Origin of the sequence: Erythrobacter crassostreae, from assembly GCF_019204045.1 — a bacterium.
Lineage (GTDB): Bacteria > Pseudomonadota > Alphaproteobacteria > Sphingomonadales > Sphingomonadaceae > Erythrobacter > Erythrobacter crassostreae.
The window spans coordinates 1556765-1578761 of record NZ_JAGSPC010000001.1 but is presented as its reverse complement, the minus strand read 5'-3'; the positions used below and the strand labels follow the sequence as shown (position 1 = coordinate 1578761).

Below are 21997 nucleotides of genomic sequence, written 5' to 3'. Positions count from 1 at the left end.
CGGCCCACCCGTCAAGCAAAGATTCTGAAGAACCATGGTTAACGAACGGTAAAGACGTGCAAATCTGGCACGGAACGAAACGTGATCACCACAAGATGTTGAGTCCCTAGATAAGCGCCGGACTCGATATGGAGGGTGTGGCGCTGAAGACTCGGTGCCGGTTGAATTAGTACCAGCCGATATTCATCCCGAAGATTTCTTTGTGACGATTGAACGCTTCTTCACCGATGCACATCGAGCCGAGATAGTGTGACATCGCGATAATCTTCTGCGTCAGATCCTGAATCGCCTGATCATGCGCTTCGACTTCTTGCCAGCCAAAGTTCTGCTGCACGCGGGTTTTCTCCATCAAACCCGCAATCGGCGCATAGGCTTCATCCAGCAAACGCTCGATCTCTTCGATCAAGCCTTCCGGATAACCGCCTGGATGTTGCGGCAAACCGAGTGCAACACTGCTTTGTTCGTCGGCGGCGAGGAGCATCTGGTTCCATGCTTGCGGTGCCCACAGGCCGCATCGCATCGCCAAAAGCTCGCCAAATCGGCCATTCCACAGATCCCAAGGAAGCATCGCGTAGGCGACGACAGACACACCTTCCGGCATTTGCGCATTCGCTTGAGCTAGGAATGCTTGTTGCTTGGCCGCCTCTTCTTCGAACTTTTCGTTCGCGGATTCCTGAGTTGGTCGCTGATTTTCCGGGCTGTCGGGATGCAGGCCCATTTCGGTCAGTGCGTCACCTGCCTCGCCTTCCCACACTTCCTCCGGTATGACGCGGTGCGGGGCTTCGCTGACCACAGCTTCCCGCTCGGCGATGTCGCGTGCGCTGATTGTCCGCCTTCTGCCAAATGCTGGTCGTTCCATTCCCATGAGCAAATACCTTCAAATTTATTCCGGTAAGCTCAATAGATTCAACGACCTAAATTTCCTTTAAGACACCGCTGGCGCGGTTTCAGGTAAAGACCAGCACCACATTGGCGGCAAAGGCGACAACCAGAGCAGTGCCGAGGACGCGCCCGATGCTCTTTGCCTTCCACAAAAGCGCGAGCAGAATGAGCGCGCTTCCCGTCAGCAACGCCATTTGCAGACCCGCCAGTTCAAACGGCGCGGCTTGCGGAGCGAGCGTCATCGTCGCGCCGCCGATCAGCAATATGTTGTAGATGTTCGAACCGACGACGTTGCCGATTGCGAGCGCCGATTTCCCGCGCAACGCCGCTGCGATTGATGCGGCGAGTTCCGGCAGGGAAGTACCCACTGCTACGACTGTCAAACCAATAACCGTTTCGGGGACTTTGAATATCGTCGCGAGGCTGATTGCACCGGTGACCAGCGCATTACCGCCCGCCACAAGAATGCCGAGGCCGACCACGAACAGGACGCCCGCAACCCAACCATTGCTAGGGGCATCGTCTTCCATATCGTCCGCTGTGTCAGCGCCGGGATGGCGATACCGCCAAACGATGTAAGCGAGAATGCCGAATAGGAACGCGATACCAACCCAGCGGCCAGCAAGCTGAGATGCGATTAGCGCCCAGAGAACAAGCGTCACGCCCAGCGCAACGACTGCATCGCGTCTGCCCGTTCCAGTCAGAACGATGGGCATGACCAAGGCGGAAACGCCCAGTATCAGCAGTGTGTTTGCAAGGTTAGAGCCGACGATGTTCCCCCATGCAATCTCGGGCGATTCTGCCAAAGCGGCCTGAACACTCGCCACCATTTCAGGCATCGAAGTGGCAAAACCAACGATCACAAGGCCGGTGAAGAGCGTTGAAACACCAAGCTTTTGAGCAATACCCACGGCGCCGCGCACTAGCAGTTCGCCGCCAACGGCAAGGCCGATCAATCCGGCAAGGCAAAGAAGAATCGCGTTCAACATGTCGCGGCGCTTAGGGCAGTTTCGCGGTGTTCACAAAAGGTTTGCTTGGGCGACCGGCGCGAAACTGTAGCGATGGAGTGCGGTTGGACCATGAACGCGCAACGCTTCCATGTGCTCTGCCGTTCCATATCCTTTGTTACGCTCCCACCCGAAATGCGGGTGAGCCTGCGCCGCCTCGATCATAATCCGGTCGCGCCATTCCTTTGCTATGATCGACGCCGCGCTAATCGCTGGCTCGATTCCGTCACCGCCCACGATCGCCCGTGCGGGCCAGTGCCAGTCGGTACAGCGCCCTTCCGGCGTCATATTGCCATCGATCAAAACGCTGCATTCGCCGCCTGTCTTCGCAGCCAGATCGGCGACGCAGCGGGTCATCGCCTCCATCGTGGCCATAAAGATATTGATCCGGTCGATCTCTTCCGGCTCAACCACCGCAACGGCCCAGCCGCAGCTCTCGCGGATCTCTTTGTCGAGCACAGCGCGCCGTTTAGCAGATAGTTTCTTGGAATCGTTCAGCCCTTTGGGTACGTCATTGCCCAGCACCACCGCTGCGGCCACAACCGGGCCAGCCAGCGGCCCACGCCCCGCTTCATCCACCCCGATAACAAATGGCATTTTTGTCATTTACGGGGCACCGATTTCATTCTTGGGAGTTATCAAACCCATGACCTATATTTCTAAAGCTCCGCTCGCACTTTCGCTGTCCACCCTCGCGCTCGCAAGCTGCGCCAATGCCGAAGCGGGGGATAGCGCCGCAGCCGCCTCTGCCGAAGTAGAGCTCAATATCGAACCAATGGGCGAGTTTGACCGTCCTTGGGCAATCGAGTTCATTCCCGGTTCTGATACTCTTGCGATCACGGAGAAAGCTGGAACGCTAAAGCTGATGAAGACCGGCACCGGCGAAGTGACCACCGTAAGCGGCGTTCCAGAAGTTGATTACGGCGGCCAAGGCGGATTTGGCGATGTCGCGTTTCTTCCATCCGAAGCGAACCGTGAAGACGGCCGTACTATCTATTTAAGCTGGGCCGAAGCAGGCGAAAACGACACACGCGGCGCGGCTGTAGGCCGGGGAACATTGGTTTGTAACGAAGATACAGATGCATGTGCGATCAACGATCTGAAAGTGATCTGGCGTCAGGGCCCAAAAGTCACCGGGAAAGGTCACTATTCACATCGCATCACTTTCTCTCCTGATGAGAAGTACATGTTCATCGCGAGCGGCGACCGTCAGAAACTGGAACCCGCACAGGACCGCACCAACACCCTTGGATCAATCGTACGGTTGTTCCCCGACGGCACAATCCCGACAGACAATCCGATGGCAGATGAAATCGAGCCGAACGACGAGATTTGGTCCTATGGTCACCGCAACATCCTTGGCATGGATTGGGATGCGCAGGGCCGTTTGTGGGACATGGAGCATGGCCCGGCTGGCGGAGACGAGCTCAACCTTGTCGAAGCCGGGGCCAATTACGGTTGGCCCACGCGATCATACGGCAAGCACTACAATGGCGACCCGATCCCCGATCACAGCGCGGACGATGGTTTTAACAAGCCTGCCATCCACTGGACGCCGGTGATCGCGCCCGGCGACATGATTTTCTACACCGGCGATATGTTTGGCGCTTGGAAGGGCGATGCCTTGATCGCCGGCCTTAGCAGTCAGGCAATCGTGCGGGTCTCCATCGACGGAGAAAAGGCGACCGAGACCGGACGCTATGCTTTTGATGGCCGTCTGCGCTCTATCGACGAAGCCCCCGATGGCAGCATCTGGGTCGCTGAAGACGGGCCAGAGGGTAGAATTCTTAAAGTGTCCGCGCAGTAAATCTTGTTGGGCAGACTGCCCGAAAGCGACTAACGCGCTCGGCATGAGCGCCGACACTGCTACTTTAATCCCGCTATCGGCGGTCGAACCTGCGATGATCGAGGAGTTGCTTGATCGCGCATTCGGCCCCGATCGCCATGCCCGCACTGCATATCGCATCCGCGCAGGGATGGAATGGCTCGACGCGCTCAGCTTTGCCGCGCTTGATGATCAGGAAATGCTTGTCGGCACAATCCAGTGCTGGCCAATCGCTTTGATAAGCGATGATGGGCAACCCGTGCCGATCATCATGGTTGGACCCGTGGCCGTCCTGCCCGAACGCCAAGGCGAAGGGTTCGGAATGGGATTGATGGCTGCCATGCTCGATGCAGAAGCGCGCTTGGCGGCAGACGGCTCTCCCAGCTTCCCGCAGGTTTTGATCGGCGATCCTGAGTATTATGGCCGGTGGGGTTTCAACGCGAATGCAACCGGCGGTTGGCGCTGTCCCGGCCCCTATGAACAAAGCCGCCTCCTCGCGCGCGGGGCAGCTCTTTCGGTGATGCCAGCCAATGGCGTACTTGGCCCATGGAACCCCGAAGGCGGAATTGCTGGTCGGGATTAAGACGTTTCCACTTCACGGGAACCGCCACATCTGGCAATTCGTCTTAGACATATGCCTTACGAACCGCCCCCCTATCTCGCCGAACTCACGCTTGCTCAAATTGCCGAGCAGGTCGAACAGCGCAAATTGCCACCGGTCGAAGGGTGGGCGCCGCAGCAAATCGGCGACAGCGAAATGCGAATTGCGGCCGATGGCACTTGGTATCACGAAGGCGATCCCATTCGCCGCCCGGCTATGGTGCGCGCATTCTCCGGCCTTCTAACAAGGGATGACGCTGCGCAGCATTGGCTGGTCACACCGTTTGAGAAACTCAGCATCGAAGTCGATGATGCCGCGTTCGTCGCCGTCGATTGCGTCCTGCGCGATGGCGAGATCGCTGTGCGCCTCAACACGGATGATTTGGTCGTCGTTGGACCGGAAAATGCCATCCGCGCGGCAGGAGATCCTGAAACGCCCGCGATCTATCTGCACGTGCGGCGCGGGTGCGAGGCCCGGCTTAATCGCTCAACTTACGAACAGCTAGTGCAGATCGCTATCGATACCAGCGGCGATGACCTGACCAAAGGCCTGATGGTGACGAGCCAGGGCGCGATATTCTCGCTGTTGCCGTAAAGCCCGCATGACCGCTTTGTACGATCAGCTGACCGCCGCATTTGAAGCGGGCCATTCGCGGGCCATCCCCGATCTGCTCTCTGATGCGCACTTTGCAGATGGACGGGCCACCCCTGCCGCAGTCCTGATCGCTGTTACGGAGAGGGAAGCCCCCGGCATATTGCTGACACAGCGCCCCAATGCGATGCGCGATCATCCCGGACAGGTCGCTTTCCCAGGTGGCAAGATCGACCCCGGCGAAGATGCCGTGACCGCCGCGGTGCGCGAGGCAGAGGAAGAACTGGCATTGCCGCGCGATCAAGTTCGCGTGATCGGAACCAGCGATCTCTACCAAACCGGCACAGGTTTTGCCGTCACGCCAGTGCTCGCTGTTGTCCCGCCTGATCTTGACCTTGTTCCAAACCCGTCCGAAGTGGAGGCGTGGTTCGAAGCCCCGCTTGCGCTCCTGCTTGATCGGAGTAACTGGACCGTCAACGAAGTGTTCTGGAAGGGTGCGAACCGGCGCTATCTCGAAATGGATTACGAAGGTTTCAGAATTTGGGGTGTAACAGCGGCAATCCTCGCGAACCTTTCGCGGCGGATTGATCTGGAGCATCTAAAATGAGCGCGCCCGAATTTCACGGTTCGCTGGAACAGGCCGACTGGCCCCGCCGCGAAGGCATGCAAATCCTGACTAGGGCGTTGGGCGCAGAAAATATTCGCTGGGTTGGCGGAGCGGTGCGCGACACACTGCTTGGTGTCTCTGTGCATGATGTCGATTGCGCGACCACCCACCCGCCCGATGAAGTGATGGATCGCTGCGCTGTTGCGGGCATCCGCACCGTTCCCACCGGTATCGATCACGGTACGATCACCGCTGTGCTGGAAGACGGACCTGTCGAGATCACGACGCTGCGCCATGATGTTTCAACCGATGGCCGCCGCGCTACCGTTACATTCGCTACGGAATGGCGCGAAGATGCAGCGCGGCGCGATTTCACGATCAACGCGCTGTTTGCTCATCCCGAAAGTCTGGAGATTTCGGACTATTTTGGCGGGCTAGACGATCTTGCAGCGCGGCGTGTCCGCTTTATCGGCGACGCGAAACAGCGAATTGCCGAGGATCATCTGCGCATCCTGCGATACTACAGGTTTCAAGCCCGATTTGGGGCGGAACTGGATACCGAAGCGGAGGAAGCCTGCGCGCAGCTCGCCGGAACGCTCAAGGGGTTGAGCCGCGAGCGGGTTGCCGATGAATTGATAAAACTGCTGGCATTGCCCGATCCCGGAGAAACGGTTGAGCGCATGTTCAATCACGCCGTGCTCCGCGTGGTCCTGCCCGAAGCAAGCCTTCGCAATGTCGAGCTGATGCGGGAATTGATTGTGCACGAAAAGCGCGAAGACGTTGCCGCCGATCCGCTTCGCCGTCTTGCCGCCCTGCTCCCCCCATCACCCGATGTGGCTGCCGATGTCTCGGCCCGTTTGCGCCTATCCAGAGCGCAGCGGAATGTTCTGGTCGCGGTCGCTGGCCGGTTCGCTACGGATGTCGACCATCCACAAGCGCTTGCCTACTTTGAAGGCAATGCCGTAGCCTTGCACCGACTGCTGCTGGCGGGCGGCGATACCAAGGCAATTTGCGATTGGGATGCCCCCACCCTCCCCCTTAAAGGCGGAACAATCGTCGACCGCGGTGTGGCGGCTGGGCCGGAAGTGGCACGGATCCTAAAGACTGTTGAGCGCCGTTGGGTTGAGGAAGGCTTTCCTGACGAAAATCGAGTTGAGCAAATCCTTACGGAGGAACTGACGCCCACTTGACGCTTACGTTAAGCCAGCCTTCACTTCCTATCTGCCATATAGATGGCACAGCTTGGGTGCTTGCCACTCGATCTTGCCCTTTTTAAGGGAACCCACGTGCGCTTTGACCATTGGTCAGATGCGCGCAATTGCCGCTTTTGGCGTCACATTGTCGGCCTGATTTTTCAGGCCCATTCGCCATGTATGCGTGCGCTGCCCTCCCCTTGTGGCGGCCACTTGATGAGAATGAAATACGGAGAGTTTACCACATGAAGTTTGCAAAGTTGGCTATTGTTGCCACTGCTATCGCCGCCACGCCAATTGCCGCGAATGCGCAGGATGCTGGCCCCACTGTTTTCGGAAACGACGACGCCCCGATCGGCACCGTTGAAACCAACGAAGGCGGCATCGTGACCGTCGACACCGGAACGCACAAAGCTCCATTGCCCGTCAACCTGCTTGCAGAGCGCGAAGGCAAGTGGACGGTCAACGCAACCAAAGCGCAGATCGACAGCATGATGGCTGCGCAGAAAGCCGAAGCCGATGCAAAACGCGACGCTGCTCTCGTTGACGGTGCAGCCGTGATCAGCGCCGATAGCTTGCCAGCGGGTACGATCTACACCGTCGATGAAGAAGGCACCGTTATCCTTCAGCGTGAAGGCGGCATTGTCACCCTTACGAAAGACACCTTTGCAGTCGATGCAAACGGCGCACTGATGGCGCTGTATTCGCTCGAACAGCTCGCTGCAAATACTGTGGAAGTGCCCGAAGGGGCTGAAATCCTGACACCCGCACAAGCTGCGGCGAAACAAGACGCTGCGGCGGCTGGTCGTGACAACGGGCCGACCGGCGCGCTGAACATGTAAGCGCTCAGCTCACACGCTTTCTAGAAAGGGCCGCGATCTCGATTGAAGAGATCGCGGCCCTTTTTGTTCTGATCAATCGAACCGGTTGTCTTTGGGGAAACCTTGCGGCGGCATACGGCCTGCTGCACTGCGCGCGACCTTCCACTGCCAAATCTCGTTTTCAGTGCGGGTCCGATCGCCCGAACCGCCCATCTGCCAGCTTAGCCCGTCTTCCAGTTTGAACGTGGTCGCATCGGATAGGCCGCCATCGCGGTAACGCTGCAGCATCACGCCCTGACCGCGCGCCATGATCGGCATTTCTTCAAGATTGAATACGATCAGTTTGCGGTTGTCGCCGACGCAGGCAACATGATCGTCCTCAGCGCCGATTTCACGGATTACCCGCAGTTCCGCGTTGCCTTTCAGATTCACAACCTGACGGCCTTTGCGCGTCTCGGCCAACAGCTCGTTGGTCTCGGCAACAAAGCCCTTGCCAATAGTAGAGGCCAGCAGCAGCTTCCCACCAGCCCTGTGCACCAGCATCTTGACGATGCCGGTATCCGCTTCAAGGTCGATCATGGTGCGCACCGGCTCACCAAAGCCGCGCGCGCCCGGCAGTTTGTCACAGCCCAGCGTGTAGAACCGGCCATTGCCCGCCGCGATCAGCAGCTTGTCCGTCGTCTGCGCATGCAGGATAAAGGCGAGCGCATCTCCTTCCTTGTATTTGAACTCCTGATCGAGCGGCACATGTCCCGTCGCGGCCCGTATCCAGCCCTTCTGCGACAGGATGACTGTGACCGGTGCTTTCTCAATCATCGCATCCATGCTGAATTCAACGAGCGCTTCGGCCTCCTCGATCCGCGTTCTGCGCGCGCCGATCTTGGTGTCTTCGGCGTAATCCTTGCGCAGGCTACGCAGGTCTTTTTTCAACCGCGTCCGCTGGCGAGCGGGGCTTTCCAACAGTTTGCCGAGATCATCCTGCTCGGCGAGAAGCGCGTCTTTCTCGGTCCGCAACTCCATCTCTTCCAGCTTGCGCAAAGACCGCAGCCGCATGTTGAGAATAGCTTCGGCCTGACGGTCGGTGAGGCCAAACTCCTTCATCATCACCGCTTTGGGCTCATCCTCGTACCGGATGATCTCAATCACTCGGTCAAGGTTGAGAAAGGCCGTGATGTAGCCTTCGACCAGTTCCAGCCGACGCGCGATCTGATCGAGCCTGAATTGCGTGCGGCGCTGAAGAATTTCGATCTGCGCCGCGGTCCAGTTCTGAAGCAGCTCTTTCAGTCCCATCACCAGCGGCGTGCGCGTCGCGTCGAGCACGTTGAGGTTGAGGCCAAACCGCGTTTCCATATCGGTTAGCTTGAAAATGCTCTCTTTCAGCAGCTCCGGATCGACATTGCGGCTTTTCGGAACGAGCACGATGCGGATCGTCTCGTCACTTTCGTCGCGCACATCCTCTAGGATTGGCAGCTTCTTATCCGCAATCGCCTGAGCGATCTGCTCGATCAGTTTACCTTTGGCGACCTGATACGGGATTTCGGAGATGACCAGCTGCCACTGCCCGCCGCCCAGCCGTTCAATCCCGGCCTTTTGATCTTCAGCCTTTTCCGCCTCGGGCGCGTCGAAAACACCGCGCACCCGAAAGGAACCGCGCCCTGTTTCGTAGGCGTTAGAGATCACCTCTTTGCTGTCGATAATCTGGCCGCCGGTGGGCAGATCAGGCCCGTGGAACAGTTCCATCAACCGTTCGTGTTCGACATGCGGATTGTCGATCAGCTCAAGCGTGGCATCGATAATCTCGGCGACGTTGTGCGACGGGATATTGGTCGCCATGCCCACCGCGATCCCGCTTGCGCCGTTCGCCAGCAGGTTCGGGAACAGACCCGGCATCAATTCCGGTTCTTCTTCCTCACCATTGTAAGTCGGGATGAAATCGACGGTGCCCGCATCTAACCCGTCCATCAGGTGCATCGCCGTCTTGGTCAGACGGGCCTCTGTGTAACGATAGGCGGCGGCGTTATCGCCATCGATATTGCCGAAGTTCCCCTGCCCCTCAACCAGAGGATACCGCAGCGAGAAATCCTGGGCGAGGCGCACCATCGCATCATAGGCAGCCGTGTCGCCATGCGGGTGATATTTACCGATCACCTCACCCACGACGCGGGCGGATTTCTTGAATGTGTTGGACGGATCCAGCTTTAACTGGCGCATGGTCCAGAGCAGTCTCCGGTGGACCGGTTTCAGCCCATCGCGAAGATCAGGCAGCGAACGCGCCGTGATCGTGGAAAGCGCATAAACGAGATACCGTTCGGACAGCGCGGCATCGAACGGCGCATCAACAATCGCATCTAACGGATCGGAATCATCTGTAGTCGTAGGATCGGCCATGACGATGACTTAGCAATGCTCGTCCCCGTGGGGGAGAGGCGTTTCCACAGGAATAGAAGCGATGCGGGTGGGCAGCGCCAAGCCCGATGTTGGGAACACATGACACATTGCCCAACATGTCATGCGGTTCCTACAGGGTTAGAGCGCTGTTTTTATTGGGTAAGCGGGATGTAGGACACAGGTGACACATGTCCAACTTCGCAGGCCTGGATCATGCGCAAAAGAAAGCATCGACGATTTGAAAGAGCCGCTGCTGCGGTAGCGGTTTGAGCGAGTGTAGGAAATATTGGCTTCTTCGAATACGGAACTATAAAATCTGGTTTCGAATTGCTTTTTCTGACCCATGACGTTTTAACGCTACCTGAGGGGTCGCCATTTGGATCGACCGTTAAAGAGGGGCATATCGATGACGAGCTACACACTGGCCAAAAGAGCGGCAAAACTGCTGATTACAGGGCTTGCGCTTGGAACTTCGGTCAGCGCCGCTGCATACAGCACGCACGGCTATTGCTCCTTTGGCAACCGTGTCTTCCACCCGGAATACCAGACGCAGATCTTGGAATTTGAGGGTTCTCTCGCTGAATACCGGGTCTTTAAGGCAGCTGTTATGGCCGATTTCGAAGCAATGCTTCGCAAGAACTTTCCAATCGACAAAAGCTACGACGGGGTGAAGGTTCGATGCAACTGGTATCCGCGCGACCGGGAAACCACTGAAGAAGTAGAGCAAATTCGTACACGCCGTTATGTGTCTGGCAACTATGTTGATACGGATTGGGTTTTCGGCAAGACGACAATAACTGGGCGTAAAATTCCAAAGCGCTGAAGATTTCATCCGTTCGCAGAATCGAACGTTTCATTGCTTTTTCACTTCCGATTTCATGCATACTGCCAGAATACCATCTGCCCTAATCCATGATTTCGCAGTGCCGCCCCTTTCTGGTGCGCCCTAGCCCATGCGCCCATCATCCCGCAGTTGCTCAATCTCGCTCCTTAGCGCCCGCAGCTCATCGATAATCATCTCGCGCTCGCTGTGCGCGTCGTCTTCAGTGGCCTCTGCCATCGCGTTGACGATCACACCGATAAACAGGTTCAGCACGATAAAGCTGGTGAGCAGGATGAACGGCACGAAGAACGCCCATGCCCATGGGAACACCTCCATCACAGGACGCACGATGCCCATGGACCAGCTTTCCAGCGTCATGATCTGGAACAGCGAATAGAGCGATGCTCCGAGCGTTCCGAACCATTCCGGAAACGCCCCGCCGAACAGCTTCGTCGCCATCACCGCGCTGATATAGAACAGCAGCAGCAGCATCACGATTACCGTCCCGATGCTGGGGATGGCGCTGAACAGGCCGACGATCACCTTGCGCATGCTGGGCACGACAGAAACGAGCCTGAGCGCGCGCAAGATTCGCAGAGCTCGCAAAACGGAGAACTGGTCACCCGCCGGCACCAGAGCTGCGCTGACAATTGCGAGGTCGAAGACGTTCCAGCCATTGCGGAAGAATGCGAGCCGGTAGGCAAAGAATTTGAGGAGCAGCTCGACCACGAAAATCGCAATCGCGATCCGGTCCAATTGCTGAACCACGCCGCCCACCGCATCCATCACTGTTGGCGATGTTTCCATGCCCAGACCGATCGCGTTGATCACGATCACAGTGATAATGAAGCGTTCGAACCAGCGCGCCTCGACGATGGCTTTCGCGCGTGCTTGCAATGTCATTCTGGGAAACTCCGGAGGGCCGCGGGGGTTGCTAAACACCTATGTGCAATTCGCCTTACCACTGCAACGGCTCAGCGACCACAACGGAACGATCAGGCCAGTCGCTCATTCAAGTATCATAGCAAATACAAATACATACGAAGGAGAAATTGATCATGAAACGCATTCTGATCATCGCAACCGACGGGTTTGAACAGTCCGAATTGATGGAACCCAAATCGCTTCTTGAAGAAGCAGGCGCCGATATCACCGTGGCCAGCCTCGACGATGGCAGTATCAAAGGCTGGAGTGACGGCGATTGGGGCGACAGCGTTGACGTCGACCTGACAGTCGATGAAGTGTCCGAAGGCGATTACGATGCGCTCCTGCTGCCCGGTGGTCAGATCAACCCGGATATCCTGCGTATGAACGAGACCGTTATTGATCTCGTCAAGCAGTTTGATGGCGCGAGCAAGCCAATTGCCGCGATCTGCCACGCACCGTGGCTCCTCGCCGAAGCCGACATTATTGACGGAAAAACGGTAACGGGTTGGCCATCAATTCGCACCGATCTGGAAAATGCCGGCGCGGACATCGTGGACACGGCGGTGGCGGTAGACGGCAATCTGATCACCAGCCGAAATCCGGATGACATTCCCGCCTTTACAACAACGCTGATGACCGCGTTGGAAATGGTGGATGATATGAAGCGCATCCCGGAAAACGCATAAAACGTATCTGACATGAACTAAGTCATGGCCTCCCGTCATTTGGCTGGTTCAGGGCCCCGTCGCACTTCGGTGTGGCGGGGTTTTCTTGTGTTGACCGTTGATGCCGCTTGGTGGAGAAGATTTGCCATCAATTGCAAACAGGGGTGACACTATGCGCAGCGCGTTTTGGGCAAGGTTATGGGCCGCAATCGGGACAGCGTTACTCCTGTCACAACCCGCCAGCGCCCAATCCTTCCTCGATGGTGAGTTTGATCCGGCGATCCCTACCCTTTCCGAAACCGTGGGGCATGAACCAGGCGCGCGGATCAGCTCTCCTGATGAGACACTCGCTTATCTAAAGGCGCTGGCCAAAGCCGCGCCTGACCGGATGCAAATGGTCGAATATGCGAAGAGCTGGGAAGGCCGCTCGCTGAACTACGTGATCCTCACCGCGCCTGAAAATATGTCGCGCATTGACGCGATCAAAGCCGATCTGGCCAATGTCGCTGCGGGCCGCGCGAGCAATGGCGATGCGCTGCCGGTTACATGGCTCACATACGGCGTGCACGGCAATGAGATTTCCTCGACCGATGCATCGATGATGATGGCGTATCACCTCCTCGCAGCGCAGGGGGATGAACGCGCGGCGCAGATCATGCGTGAGAGCATTGTCATTCTCGATCCAATGCAGAACCCCGATGGGCGGGCACGCTTCGTCAATCACTTTCGCGGCGCGGTCGGGATCGAGCCATCGGGAGACCGTCAGGCAGCCGAGCATGACGAGCCATGGCCGAGCGGGCGGGTCAATCACTACATGTTCGACCTTAATCGTGACTGGTTCACTCTGAGCCAACCGGAAACGCGCGGGAAAGTTGCGGCGATCCGGCAGTGGAGCCCGGTCGTGGTGGTCGACATCCACGAAATGAGCGGCGACGACACTTATTTCTTCAGCCCCGCCGCGCGGCCACTCAACCCGAATATCACGTCGCAGCAACGCCAGTCATACGAGCTGATCGGGCGCAACAACGCCGCGTGGTTTGACCGCATCGGTGAACCGTATTTCACGCGCGAGGTCTATGACCTGTTCTACCCCGGATATGGCGACACATGGAACGCGCATCAGGGCGCGATTGGCAGCACCTATGAGCAAGGATCATCGCGCGGCCTCGTATGGGATCGGCGGGATGGCACCACCCTCACCTATGCCGACACAGTGCGCAATCACTTCATCGCCAGCTTCTCTACATCAGAAGCGGTGGCGATGAATGCCGACCGGTTCCTTTCAAATTACGCGCAATATCGCTCTGGCAACGCAAATGGCGCGGCTGGGCGCGGCACCTATGTAATCGATCTGGCTGAGCGCCGCTGGAACGCGGAAGCTCTAGGGCGGCGGCTTGCGGCTCAAGGTATTGCGGTCATGCGGCGGGACGGCCCTGCTAATGCTTGCGGCCGCAGCTATCCATCGGGCTATCTCGCGGTGTCTCAGGCCCAACCGGCCGCGCGGCTCATCCGCAGCTTGCTGGATAAAGACACCCCGCTTGCGAGCGACTTCCTCGAAGAGCAGGAAAACCGGCGGGAACGCGATCTGCGTCATGAGCTGTACGATGTTACTGCATGGTCGGTCGGGTACATGTCCGGCGTCGATGTTCAGCTTTGCAGCGGTGCGGTTTCCGGCAACGCCCTTTCAGAAAGCGCGCCTATCGCTGCCAAAGCGGAAGGATCGGGCGACTTTGCCATCGCTGTTCCGTGGACCGATAGCGGTCAGGCGCGCCTTGTGACCCTTGCCCTTCGCGAAGGGATCAAAGGCCGCGTCACCGACACAGCCTTCACTAAAGATGGCCGCGAATATCCGCGCGGCACGGTGCTGTTTCCTGCTGCTGCCAATGATGCCGATGCGATGGCTCGGCTTCGCGAACTGGCGCGCGAGATCGGAGCGCACACGGTCGCATTCGGTTCGAGCTGGGTTGAAGACGGGCCAAACCTTGGCAGTGAGAGCTTTGTCCGACTGACCCTGCCAAAGGTCGCGATTGCATGGGATGATGGTATCTCGCAATTGAGCGCGGGCGCGACGCGCTATGTCCTTGAGCAGCGGCTTGGCCTTCCAGTTGTACCCATCCGCACAAACCGCTTCGCGCGGGCTGACCTGTCCGATTATGACGTGCTGATTGTGCCCAATGGAAATCCAGCCGGTACGCTGGGCAAAGGCGGGCTCGCCACGATCAGCGACTTTGTAAAAGGCGGCGGCGTGCTCGTGACATTCGAGCAATCGATGAATGCCTTTGCGAGCGGCAAGTCACCGCTTCTCGCCATCAAGCGCGAAGCCGCGCTGGGGCTTGAACCGTCCGAAAGCGAAGACGGCGACGGTGAAGACGCGCCGAAACTGGCCGAAGGCCGGGAGTTTGGCAGCGAAGGCGAATATCGCGATGCAATCCAGAACCAGCAGGCATTGCCCGACACATTGCCGGGCGCGCTGCTCAACACCGTGGCCGATCCCGATCACTTCCTGTCAGCGGGCTATGATGACGGGGCCGTGGTGATGGCCAGCGGATCGCAGATATTCACCCCGCTGGACCGCGGGACAGGCACGAATGTGATGCGGTTTGCAGCCGCAGATCGCCTGATCGCAAGCGGATATGTTTGGGATGAAAACCGGCGTCAGATGGCGTTCAAACCCTATCTGATGGCGCAGCCCAGCGGTTCCGGGCTGACAATCGGATTTGCGAATGACCCGACCAGCCGCGCCTATCTCGACGGGCTCGATCTGATGCTGGCCAATGCTGTGCTGATCGCGCCTTCACGGGTGCGATAGGCCAGCGATCACATCTTGCGCCTACATTTTTCTGGCGTCGTTGCTTTCCGAAGGGATGCTGACAGTCAGCCCGTCCAATACTGGCGTCAGGTCGATCTGGCACGAAAGGCGGCTTGTCCGTCGCGCTCCAGCGGCGAAATCGAGCATGTCTTCTTCCTCTTCGGAAGCCTCCGCTAGCTTGTCGAACCATTCAGCGGCGACAATAACGTGGCAGGTCGAACACGCCATTTGCCCCTCGCATGTGCCCTCCAGTGGAAGGCCCGATGCCTGACCGACGCGCAGCAGATTGTCGCTCGCCTCGCCGGTCGCTTCGACCGCATTTCCCCGCGGATCAACAAAGGTGACTTTGATGCTCACAGTCCCTGATCCTTGACCGCAGCGTTGATCGCAGCCGCGCCCTCTTCCAGTTGTTCCATGGTCGTGTAGCGCCCGAACCCGACGCGGATTGAGCTTTTCGCCTGAGCATCGGAAAGGCCGATGGCTTTGAGCACGTGGCTGGTTTTGCCAGAGCCGCTTGCACATGCGCTGCCCGCTGAGAACATCACGTTGCGGCATTCCGACATCAGGCGGTTCACGTCGAGACCCTCGCGTCGCATATTGAGATTGCCCTGCCAGCGCGCGTCTTCGCCGCCGTTCAATTCCCAGTCGCTGAACAATTCGCGGGCGCGGTTCCATAGATTCAGGGTATGCTCGCCGTCGCGCTGGCGCTGTTCTTTTGCGAGGTGCGCTGCCGCGCCCATTCCCGCGACCAGCGCAGGCGAAAGCGTGCCAGACCGGTCGCCTTCCTGCATTCCGCCAGTGATCTGCGGATCAAGCTCAACGCCGTCACGCACCCACAATGCGCCGATCCCTTTCGGCCCGTGGAATTTATGCGCGCTGATAGCGATCATATCGGCGTGGGTGATCTCCATCTTGCCGTATGCCTGCACTGCATCGATCAAGAACAAGGCACCCGCTTCCTTAGCCTTGCGGTGCCAATCGACGGTCGGCTGGATCGTGCCAATCTCGTTGTTGACCTGCATCACCGCGATCAGGCGGCAATCATCGGGCACGTCCTGAGCGGTGTTGCACAGCCCTTCGTTTGAGACATTCAGGATGTGCGCCCCGCCCAATGCCCTAGCCGTGTCATAGACCGCCGCGTGTTCGATCGCGGACATAGCAATGGAGCCGCCGCTGCCAGACCCGCGCATGGCAAGGTTGATGGCCTCGCACGCATTGCCCGTAAAAATCACACGCCCGCCCGGTGGAAGCAGCGCCGCGACACGCTCCCGTGCAAGCTCGATCCCGGCCTTCGCCTGACGCCCCATTTTATGCGGCGAATGCGGATTGCCGAACGCGGTGCCATCCGGCCCGTCGAGCCAACGCAGCATCGCATCGCGTGCTTCAGGGGCCAGCGGAGTGGTCGACTGGTAATCGAGATAGATCATTTCAAAGCTTCCCATGCCTTCGCGAATTCCTGCAGATCTTCGGGCTTCGTGCTCCATCCGATGCTGACGCGGATCGTGCGCGCGGCGACTTCATCCGAAACACCGAATGCATCAAGCACGCGGCTTTTCTTGAGCGTGCCGGACGAACAAGCGCTTCCAGCGGAAACAGCAAAGCCTGCGGCGTCCAAACGGATCAAAAGCGCCTGCGCGCTGATCGAAGGATGCGTGAGCGCAAAGATGTAGTCGACTTGGTCGCCGATAGAGAGAGCATCGCCTGCAACGCGTTCAGCAAATTGCTGTCGATCCTGTTCGGATGTCGCCCATGGCCCCGCCTCCAACGCCGCGGCCATACCCAGTGCGCCGGGTAAGTTTTCAGTCCCCTGACGGTATCCGCGCTCATGCCCGCCAATTGGTTCAAGCATGTTGAAATCGTGCACCAGCAGCGCGCCGATCCCGATAGGCCCGCCAAATTTGTGGGCGGACACCACCAGCATATCGGCATCGGGCAGATCGAGCTTGCCGGCAGATTGCGAACAATCCGACAGAACGAAAGCGCCGGTTTGCCGAACAGTCTGAGCGACTTGATCAACAGGATTGATGACACCCGTTTCGGAATTCACATGCTGCACGGCGAGAATGGATCTCTCACCGAAAACCGTATCATCCGCCGAAATCACTGCATCAGGAGCGGCGCGAAACACCGCGTCATGCTCCACCGCGCTGACAATTCGCCGGTCGACCTTCGCCTGTTGCAAACCTATCGCCAGCGCCTCGCTCGCGCCGCTGGTGAAAATCAACTCGCCAGACCAGCCAAGCGCAGCCTTGATCCGGTCACGCGCATCTTCCAGCGCGGCCTTCGCCTTGCGCCCCTCCCCATGCGGAGAAGATGGATTCGCCCACAGCGCAAAGCCTTCTTCCATGGCGGTTCGCGCCTCTGGCCGAAGCGGACTGGTAGCTGCGTGATCGAGATAAATTCGTGTCTTAATGAGAACGATTCTTAAAAAATTGCGAAATAATTATATCCTCGTATATAGAGCGCAATCGCACGTGTCAGCCGACACTTTGCGCAATCTCTTTCAGCAAGGTTCGTTCATGCCATCAGTCATCTTCCCCGGTCCAGAAGGCCGTCTTGAAGGTCGTTTTTCGCCTCCACCCCGCCCACGCGCACCGGTAGCCATGATTTTGCACCCGCATCCCGAAGGCGGCGGCACCATGAACGACCGGATCGTTCAGCGGCTTTATAAGACGTTCACGGATCGCGGCTTTGCGACTTTGCGCTTTAACTTTCGCGGTGTTGGCCGCAGCCAGGGCAGCTTTGACAACGGCATCGGCGAACTGTCCGACGCGGCGAGTGCGCTCGATTGGGTCCAATCGATCCATCCTGAAGCGCAGACGACTTGGGTGGCAGGCTATTCTTTCGGCGCGCTGATCGGCATGCAATTGCTGATGCGCCGCCCTGAAGTGCGCGGGTTTATCTCCATCGCGCCGCCCGCCAACATGTATGATTTCAGCTTCCTTGCGCCGTGCCCGGCATCGGGTATTTTCGTGCAAGGTGCAGCGGACACCGTTGTTCAGCCGAATGCCGTGCAGAAGCTGGTCGATAAGCTCCGCACGCAAAAACACATCACGATCCATCACGACGAGATCCCACGCGCCAATCACTTCTTCGAAAACGAAACCGAAGACATGATGAAGTCGGTCGACAACTACCTCGATTTCCGCCTCTCGCCGGATTGTCCGATCAAATAGTCTTCTGACTATTTGATTGTTTTTTGTGTGCGCACGACATCCGTCGTGCGATTTCCTCGCGCCTTCGGCGCTGTGGGCGGGCGGTCGCCCTTGCGGCGCATTGCGCCGTGTTCCGCAGCGATTCATCGATGTAGAGCTGGGTCGAAACCGCTAGGTGTCGCAAGCGCGACCGCGCGCCCGAACCAGTGCGAGGAAGCCAAGTGAGCGGATGCGAACGCCGGCGCTTGAGGCCGCCAAACAAAAAGGTCCCTAATAACAACGCGAAAGTTCTTGTCACACAAATGTAATGTTGTAACATAGCAATTGAGAGGTGCCGGTAGCACCCTTCACTGTTCTTTGCTGCTGGCATCTTCTCACACCAAAAGTGAGAGAGGAAAAACGCCATGAGCTACGCAAATACAGCCAATCGAGCGAACCCCGCCGCCATGTTGGGCGCACTCGGAATACCCGGAGGCGTAGGTGCTGTTCTTGTCTTTGGCCTGGCAGTCACGGTGGCGGTGCCAACGCCCGACCCCAATCCCATCGCGACCATCACCAACCCGGATGTTGTACCTCCTCCGCCGCCGGAACCCACACCAGAAACAACCGAGATCGCGCGCGATACCCAAACTGTCGTGACACCGCCTACCAGTCCCGAAACCGATTTCACATTCAGCGATTCGCCCCCGATTACGACATTTGCTGAATCGGATGATTTTGTGATCGGTCCGGTCGAGGTCGTTGCGACCGGCGGCACGGGCGAGATCGCCCCACTGCCTTCCCTGCCCGATCCCATCGGCGCATCGCCGCGCAACGAACCGGGCCGCTGGGTCACTGATAGTGATTATCGGAGCAACTGGATCCGCCGCGAATGGTCGGGCGTCGCCGGCTTCGCTGTCACGATCGATACCAAAGGACGAGTGAACGATTGTACGATTACCAGATCAACCGGGCACGCGCAGCTTGATGAACGGACGTGCTTTCTGATCGAGAAAAGAGCGCGCTTCAATCCGGCGAAAGACAGCTACGGCAATCCGATTGCCGGAACATACCGCAATTCCGTCAACTGGCGTCTGCCGGAATAAACCGCGAAAGCCGGGGTCTATTCGGCCCCGGCTTCGACTTTATCAGCCGGCGATGATCCGTCCGCGGTCGGGACGGTCCAGATCAGTACATTCCCGATTGCGATAATGGCCAAGACGACCATCAACGCGGGCTGTTTCGTTTCGCCAGTGCGTTTCCAATAGAAAAATGCCCCCGCAATCAGAGCGAAAGCGGCCAGCATTACAATCGAAAGCACGATATCAGTCATCGCGGCGAATACCCCATTTTACAAATACGCTAACGCTAGTGCTTGCGTATGTAACAGACTCCCACCATCATGGCGGCAAGAGTTTGATCCGGCAAACGGATCGGGCCTGTTTTGACCATAAATGGAGGATCACATGGGAATTTTCAGTTCAATCAAAGGTGCAATTTTCGGCTCTGACGAAGAAGAAAAGACCGAAGCAAAGCCAACCGCGACAACCGGCCCGAAAGAACGCGCCGCCATCACAACGGAAGAAGTCGAACAGCGGATTGCCAATATACCGGGCGCAGACGGCCTGAATTGGAAATCATCGATCGTCGATTTGATGAAGCTCGTAAAAATCGATCCGAGCTATGAGAATCGCAAGGAACTGGCTCAGGAAATGGGCAACGCCAGTTATTCCGGCAGCGCCGAAGACAATATCAAGCTGCACGCCGACGTAATGGCCGCAATTGGCAAAGCTGGCGGTATCGTTCCAGACGATATGAAGGGCTAATTTCAATACGGGTTTGACAGTGGAACGGCGCGGGGTACACCCATGCGCCATGACTGACACAAACTTTACGCTCACACGCCGCCACGCTCTTAAAGGGCTTGGCGGCGTTTCTGCTTTGGCGCTTATTCCTGGTTGCTCAGATATGCTCGGCAACAGCGCCCCTGCGCTTGCCCCCGATGCGATGCTCGAAAAGATCGGGTATGACATGCTGGAGCATGAACCGGGCCGCGCAACCGGCCTTGGCGTGGACACGGGCGATTACGCCGCATGGCGCGGCACATTCGGAACTCCCGGAGCAGAAGGTCGCGAGAAGTACAAAGCGACCCTCACACGGCTGCGCGATGAAGCACGTGACTATCCCAAAGACAGCCTGACGCCAGACCAGCAGGTCGGCTTTGATGTCGTCGAGAGCGCTTTTGACAAAGCGGTCGAAGGCATGAACCTGCCTTACGGAGAGGTCGCCGTGGGCAGCTGGCGCAACGCGCCCTATTCCGTGATCCAGAATGTCGGCAGCTATATCGACATGCCGCGTTTCTTTGGATCAACCCAGCCCGTGCGCAGCGAGGAAGATGTCGGCTTTTACCTTTCGCGCCTAGGTGAGGTTCAGGGCATCCTTGACGCCGAAACGGAAACGATGAAGGCGACCCGCGCGCACGGCGTTATCCCGCCTGACTTCTTGCTCGACAAGACTATCGCGCAGATGGAATCGAATATTGCGGATGCAGCGAACAATGGCGGCGCTTACACCGCCCCGCTTGCAGCATCAGATGTCGGCGCGGCGAATGAAGCGACCGATCAGGCGGCTCAGCTGGTCAATGATGGCCTGCTACCCGCGCTTCAGCGTCAACTCGAAGAGCTCAAGTCTCAACGCGCAGAAGCAAAATCAGATGCCGGAATGTGGGCACAGCCCGATGGCGATGAGTGGTATGCATGGTCAACCAGCGCATCGACCACAACTTCGCTTTCACCGGATGAAATCCACCAACAGGGCCTCGATGAGCTTGATGAACTGCATGGCCGGATGGACCCGATCCTTCAGGAAATCGGCTACACCAGCGGCACAGTGGGTGAGCGCATGCAGGCGCTCGGCGATGATCCGCGCTACAAATTTGCGGCAGGCGATCCGGGCCGACAAGAGATTTTCGACTTCATCGATGAACGCATCGAATGGATCAAAGCGCAAATGCCGCGCGCGTTTAACGAGCTGGTCGATCCGAACATGGAAGTCGTCCGCATCCCGATCAACGAAGAAGCCGGTGCGCCGGGCGCCTATGGCGGCGCAGGAAGCAAAGATGGTAAAATTCCGGGCCGGTTCTGGATCAATCTGCGCGACACCGAACTGCACCGCAAATATGACCTCGCCGATCTGACCTATCACGAATCTATTCCGGGCCATGTTTGGGAAGGCGAATATTCAAACCGCCTGCCGCTGATCCGTTCAATCCTTGCCTTTGGCGCGTTCTCCGAAGGCTGGGCGCTGTACGGGGAGCAGCTCGCGGATGAGCTTGGCGCGTATGACGATTTCAAGGTGGGTAAGCTCGGTTATCTGCAGAGCCTCGCCTTCCGAGCCTGCCGCCTTGTGGTGGACACCGGCCTGCATTCCAAACGCTGGACCCGCGAACAGGCGAACCAGTTCTTTATCGAGCGCAACGGATCGAAGGCGGAAGAAGTCGCTGGCGAAGTTGACCGCTATTGCAGCTGGCCCGGACAGGCATGCTCTTACAAGATCGGCCACAGCGAGATTGTGCGCCAGCGCGCGCGGGCAGAGGCTGAGCTTGGCGATGCCTACGACTTCAAAGCTTTCAACACGGCTGTCATACTTGGCGGCAATGCTCCGCTGGATGTCGTGGACAAGACAGTGAGCCGCTACATTGCAGGGGCGGTTGCCTAACCCCACA

Annotated in this window: 22 protein-coding genes; 13 read left to right on the top strand and 9 right to left on the bottom strand. The window is 58.1% G+C overall.

What is annotated here, in order from left to right; all coding sequences use genetic code 11:
- Positions 1-166: 166 nt before the first annotated feature.
- The 3 genes from KCG46_RS07675 to rnhB all read right to left on the bottom strand — a co-directional run bounded on the left by KCG46_RS07675 (position 167) and on the right by rnhB (position 2495).
- A complete protein-coding gene (locus KCG46_RS07675) occupies positions 167-859 on the bottom strand; it encodes a hypothetical protein (protein WP_218404677.1) in 693 nt (230 codons plus the stop codon).
- A gap of 88 nt (positions 860-947) precedes the next feature.
- Positions 948-1871, bottom strand: a complete 924-nt coding sequence (locus KCG46_RS07670; protein WP_218404676.1) for a calcium/sodium antiporter — start codon at positions 1869-1871, stop codon at positions 948-950.
- 30 nt (positions 1872-1901) lie between these two features.
- Positions 1902-2495, bottom strand: coding sequence for a ribonuclease HII (gene rnhB / locus KCG46_RS07665; protein ID WP_218404675.1), 594 nt, complete (start codon positions 2493-2495; stop codon positions 1902-1904).
- 40 nt (positions 2496-2535) lie between these two features.
- Between rnhB and KCG46_RS07660 the strand changes: the two genes are divergently transcribed.
- The 6 genes from KCG46_RS07660 (at position 2536) to KCG46_RS07635 (ending at position 7548) form a co-directional block, all read left to right on the top strand.
- Positions 2536-3696 (top strand): PQQ-dependent sugar dehydrogenase, encoded by a 1161-nt coding sequence (locus KCG46_RS07660; RefSeq protein WP_218404674.1) that lies wholly within the window; start codon positions 2536-2538, stop codon positions 3694-3696.
- Positions 3697-3739: 43 nt separating this feature from the next.
- Positions 3740-4297, top strand: a complete 558-nt coding sequence (locus tag KCG46_RS07655; RefSeq protein WP_218404673.1) for a GNAT family N-acetyltransferase — start codon at positions 3740-3742, stop codon at positions 4295-4297.
- Between the two features lie 51 nt (positions 4298-4348).
- Positions 4349-4909, top strand: coding sequence for a DUF1285 domain-containing protein (locus KCG46_RS07650; protein ID WP_218404672.1), 561 nt, complete (start codon positions 4349-4351; stop codon positions 4907-4909).
- A 7-nt stretch (positions 4910-4916) separates the two neighbouring features.
- The gene (locus KCG46_RS07645) at positions 4917-5513 is read left to right on the top strand and encodes a CoA pyrophosphatase (RefSeq protein WP_218404671.1); all 597 of its coding nucleotides are present in this window, start codon (positions 4917-4919) and stop codon (positions 5511-5513) included.
- Positions 5510-6703 (top strand): CCA tRNA nucleotidyltransferase, encoded by a 1194-nt coding sequence (locus KCG46_RS07640; protein ID WP_218404670.1) that lies wholly within the window; start codon positions 5510-5512, stop codon positions 6701-6703. The genes KCG46_RS07645 and KCG46_RS07640 overlap by 4 nt, the downstream gene beginning before the upstream one ends.
- A gap of 248 nt (positions 6704-6951) precedes the next feature.
- Positions 6952-7548 carry a hypothetical protein gene (locus KCG46_RS07635; RefSeq protein WP_218404669.1) on the top strand — a complete coding sequence of 199 codons (597 nt, stop codon included), beginning with the start codon at positions 6952-6954 and terminating at the stop codon, positions 7546-7548.
- A gap of 72 nt (positions 7549-7620) precedes the next feature.
- Here KCG46_RS07635 and parC read toward each other — a convergent pair whose 3' ends face one another.
- On the bottom strand, positions 7621-9915 hold the full coding sequence (gene parC / locus KCG46_RS07630; RefSeq protein ID WP_218404668.1) for a DNA topoisomerase IV subunit A: 2295 nt from the start codon (positions 9913-9915) through the stop codon (positions 7621-7623).
- 406 nt (positions 9916-10321) lie between these two features.
- Between parC and KCG46_RS07625 the strand changes: the two genes are divergently transcribed.
- Positions 10322-10738: a hypothetical protein gene (locus tag KCG46_RS07625; RefSeq protein WP_218404667.1), complete on the top strand. Its 417-nt coding sequence runs from the start codon at positions 10322-10324 to the stop codon at positions 10736-10738.
- Between the two features lie 123 nt (positions 10739-10861).
- On the opposite strand, the gene KCG46_RS07620 is transcribed toward KCG46_RS07625, so the two are convergent.
- The gene (locus KCG46_RS07620) at positions 10862-11641 is read right to left on the bottom strand and encodes an ion transporter (RefSeq protein WP_218404666.1); all 780 of its coding nucleotides are present in this window, start codon (positions 11639-11641) and stop codon (positions 10862-10864) included.
- A 155-nt stretch (positions 11642-11796) separates the two neighbouring features.
- On the opposite strand from KCG46_RS07620, the gene KCG46_RS07615 reads away from it, so the two are divergent.
- Both KCG46_RS07615 and KCG46_RS07610 read left to right on the top strand, forming a co-directional pair.
- Positions 11797-12351 carry a DJ-1/PfpI/YhbO family deglycase/protease gene (locus KCG46_RS07615; protein WP_218404665.1) on the top strand — a complete coding sequence of 185 codons (555 nt, stop codon included), beginning with the start codon at positions 11797-11799 and terminating at the stop codon, positions 12349-12351.
- Positions 12352-12502: 151 nt separating this feature from the next.
- Entirely contained in the window at positions 12503-15139 is a 2637-nt protein-coding gene (locus KCG46_RS07610; protein ID WP_218404664.1) for a M14 family metallopeptidase, read from the top strand.
- Between the two features lie 21 nt (positions 15140-15160).
- Here KCG46_RS07610 and KCG46_RS07605 read toward each other — a convergent pair whose 3' ends face one another.
- The 3 genes from KCG46_RS07605 to KCG46_RS07595 are packed head-to-tail and all read right to left on the bottom strand — an operon-like array spanning position 15161 to position 17540.
- Positions 15161-15496 carry a 2Fe-2S iron-sulfur cluster-binding protein gene (locus tag KCG46_RS07605; RefSeq protein WP_218404663.1) on the bottom strand — a complete coding sequence of 112 codons (336 nt, stop codon included), beginning with the start codon at positions 15494-15496 and terminating at the stop codon, positions 15161-15163.
- Complete coding sequence (locus tag KCG46_RS07600; RefSeq protein WP_218405363.1) at positions 15493-16566, bottom strand: cysteine desulfurase family protein; 1074 nt, start codon at positions 16564-16566, stop codon at positions 15493-15495. The genes KCG46_RS07605 and KCG46_RS07600 overlap by 4 nt, the downstream gene beginning before the upstream one ends.
- A complete protein-coding gene (locus tag KCG46_RS07595) occupies positions 16563-17540 on the bottom strand; it encodes a cysteine desulfurase family protein (protein ID WP_369410200.1) in 978 nt (325 codons plus the stop codon). Before KCG46_RS07595 ends, KCG46_RS07600 begins: the two co-directional genes overlap by 4 nt.
- Positions 17541-17658: 118 nt before the next feature.
- Between KCG46_RS07595 and KCG46_RS07590 the strand changes: the two genes are divergently transcribed.
- Both KCG46_RS07590 and KCG46_RS07585 read left to right on the top strand, forming a co-directional pair.
- Complete coding sequence (locus KCG46_RS07590; protein WP_218404662.1) at positions 17659-18315, top strand: alpha/beta hydrolase; 657 nt, start codon at positions 17659-17661, stop codon at positions 18313-18315.
- A 383-nt stretch (positions 18316-18698) separates the two neighbouring features.
- On the top strand, positions 18699-19379 hold the full coding sequence (locus KCG46_RS07585) for an energy transducer TonB (protein WP_218404661.1): 681 nt from the start codon (positions 18699-18701) through the stop codon (positions 19377-19379).
- Between the two features lie 17 nt (positions 19380-19396).
- Here the strand turns inward: KCG46_RS07585 and KCG46_RS07580 are convergent, their stop codons facing one another.
- Positions 19397-19606 (bottom strand): hypothetical protein, encoded by a 210-nt coding sequence (locus KCG46_RS07580; RefSeq protein WP_218404660.1) that lies wholly within the window; start codon positions 19604-19606, stop codon positions 19397-19399.
- Positions 19607-19739: 133 nt separating this feature from the next.
- Here KCG46_RS07580 and KCG46_RS07575 point away from each other — a divergent pair, with 133 nt between their 5' ends.
- Both KCG46_RS07575 and KCG46_RS07570 read left to right on the top strand, forming a co-directional pair.
- Positions 19740-20099, top strand: a complete 360-nt coding sequence (locus KCG46_RS07575) for a DUF3597 domain-containing protein (RefSeq protein WP_218404659.1) — start codon at positions 19740-19742, stop codon at positions 20097-20099.
- Between the two features lie 49 nt (positions 20100-20148).
- Positions 20149-21990, top strand: coding sequence for a DUF885 domain-containing protein (locus KCG46_RS07570; RefSeq protein ID WP_218404658.1), 1842 nt, complete (start codon positions 20149-20151; stop codon positions 21988-21990).
- Positions 21991-21997: the final 7 nt, after the last annotated feature.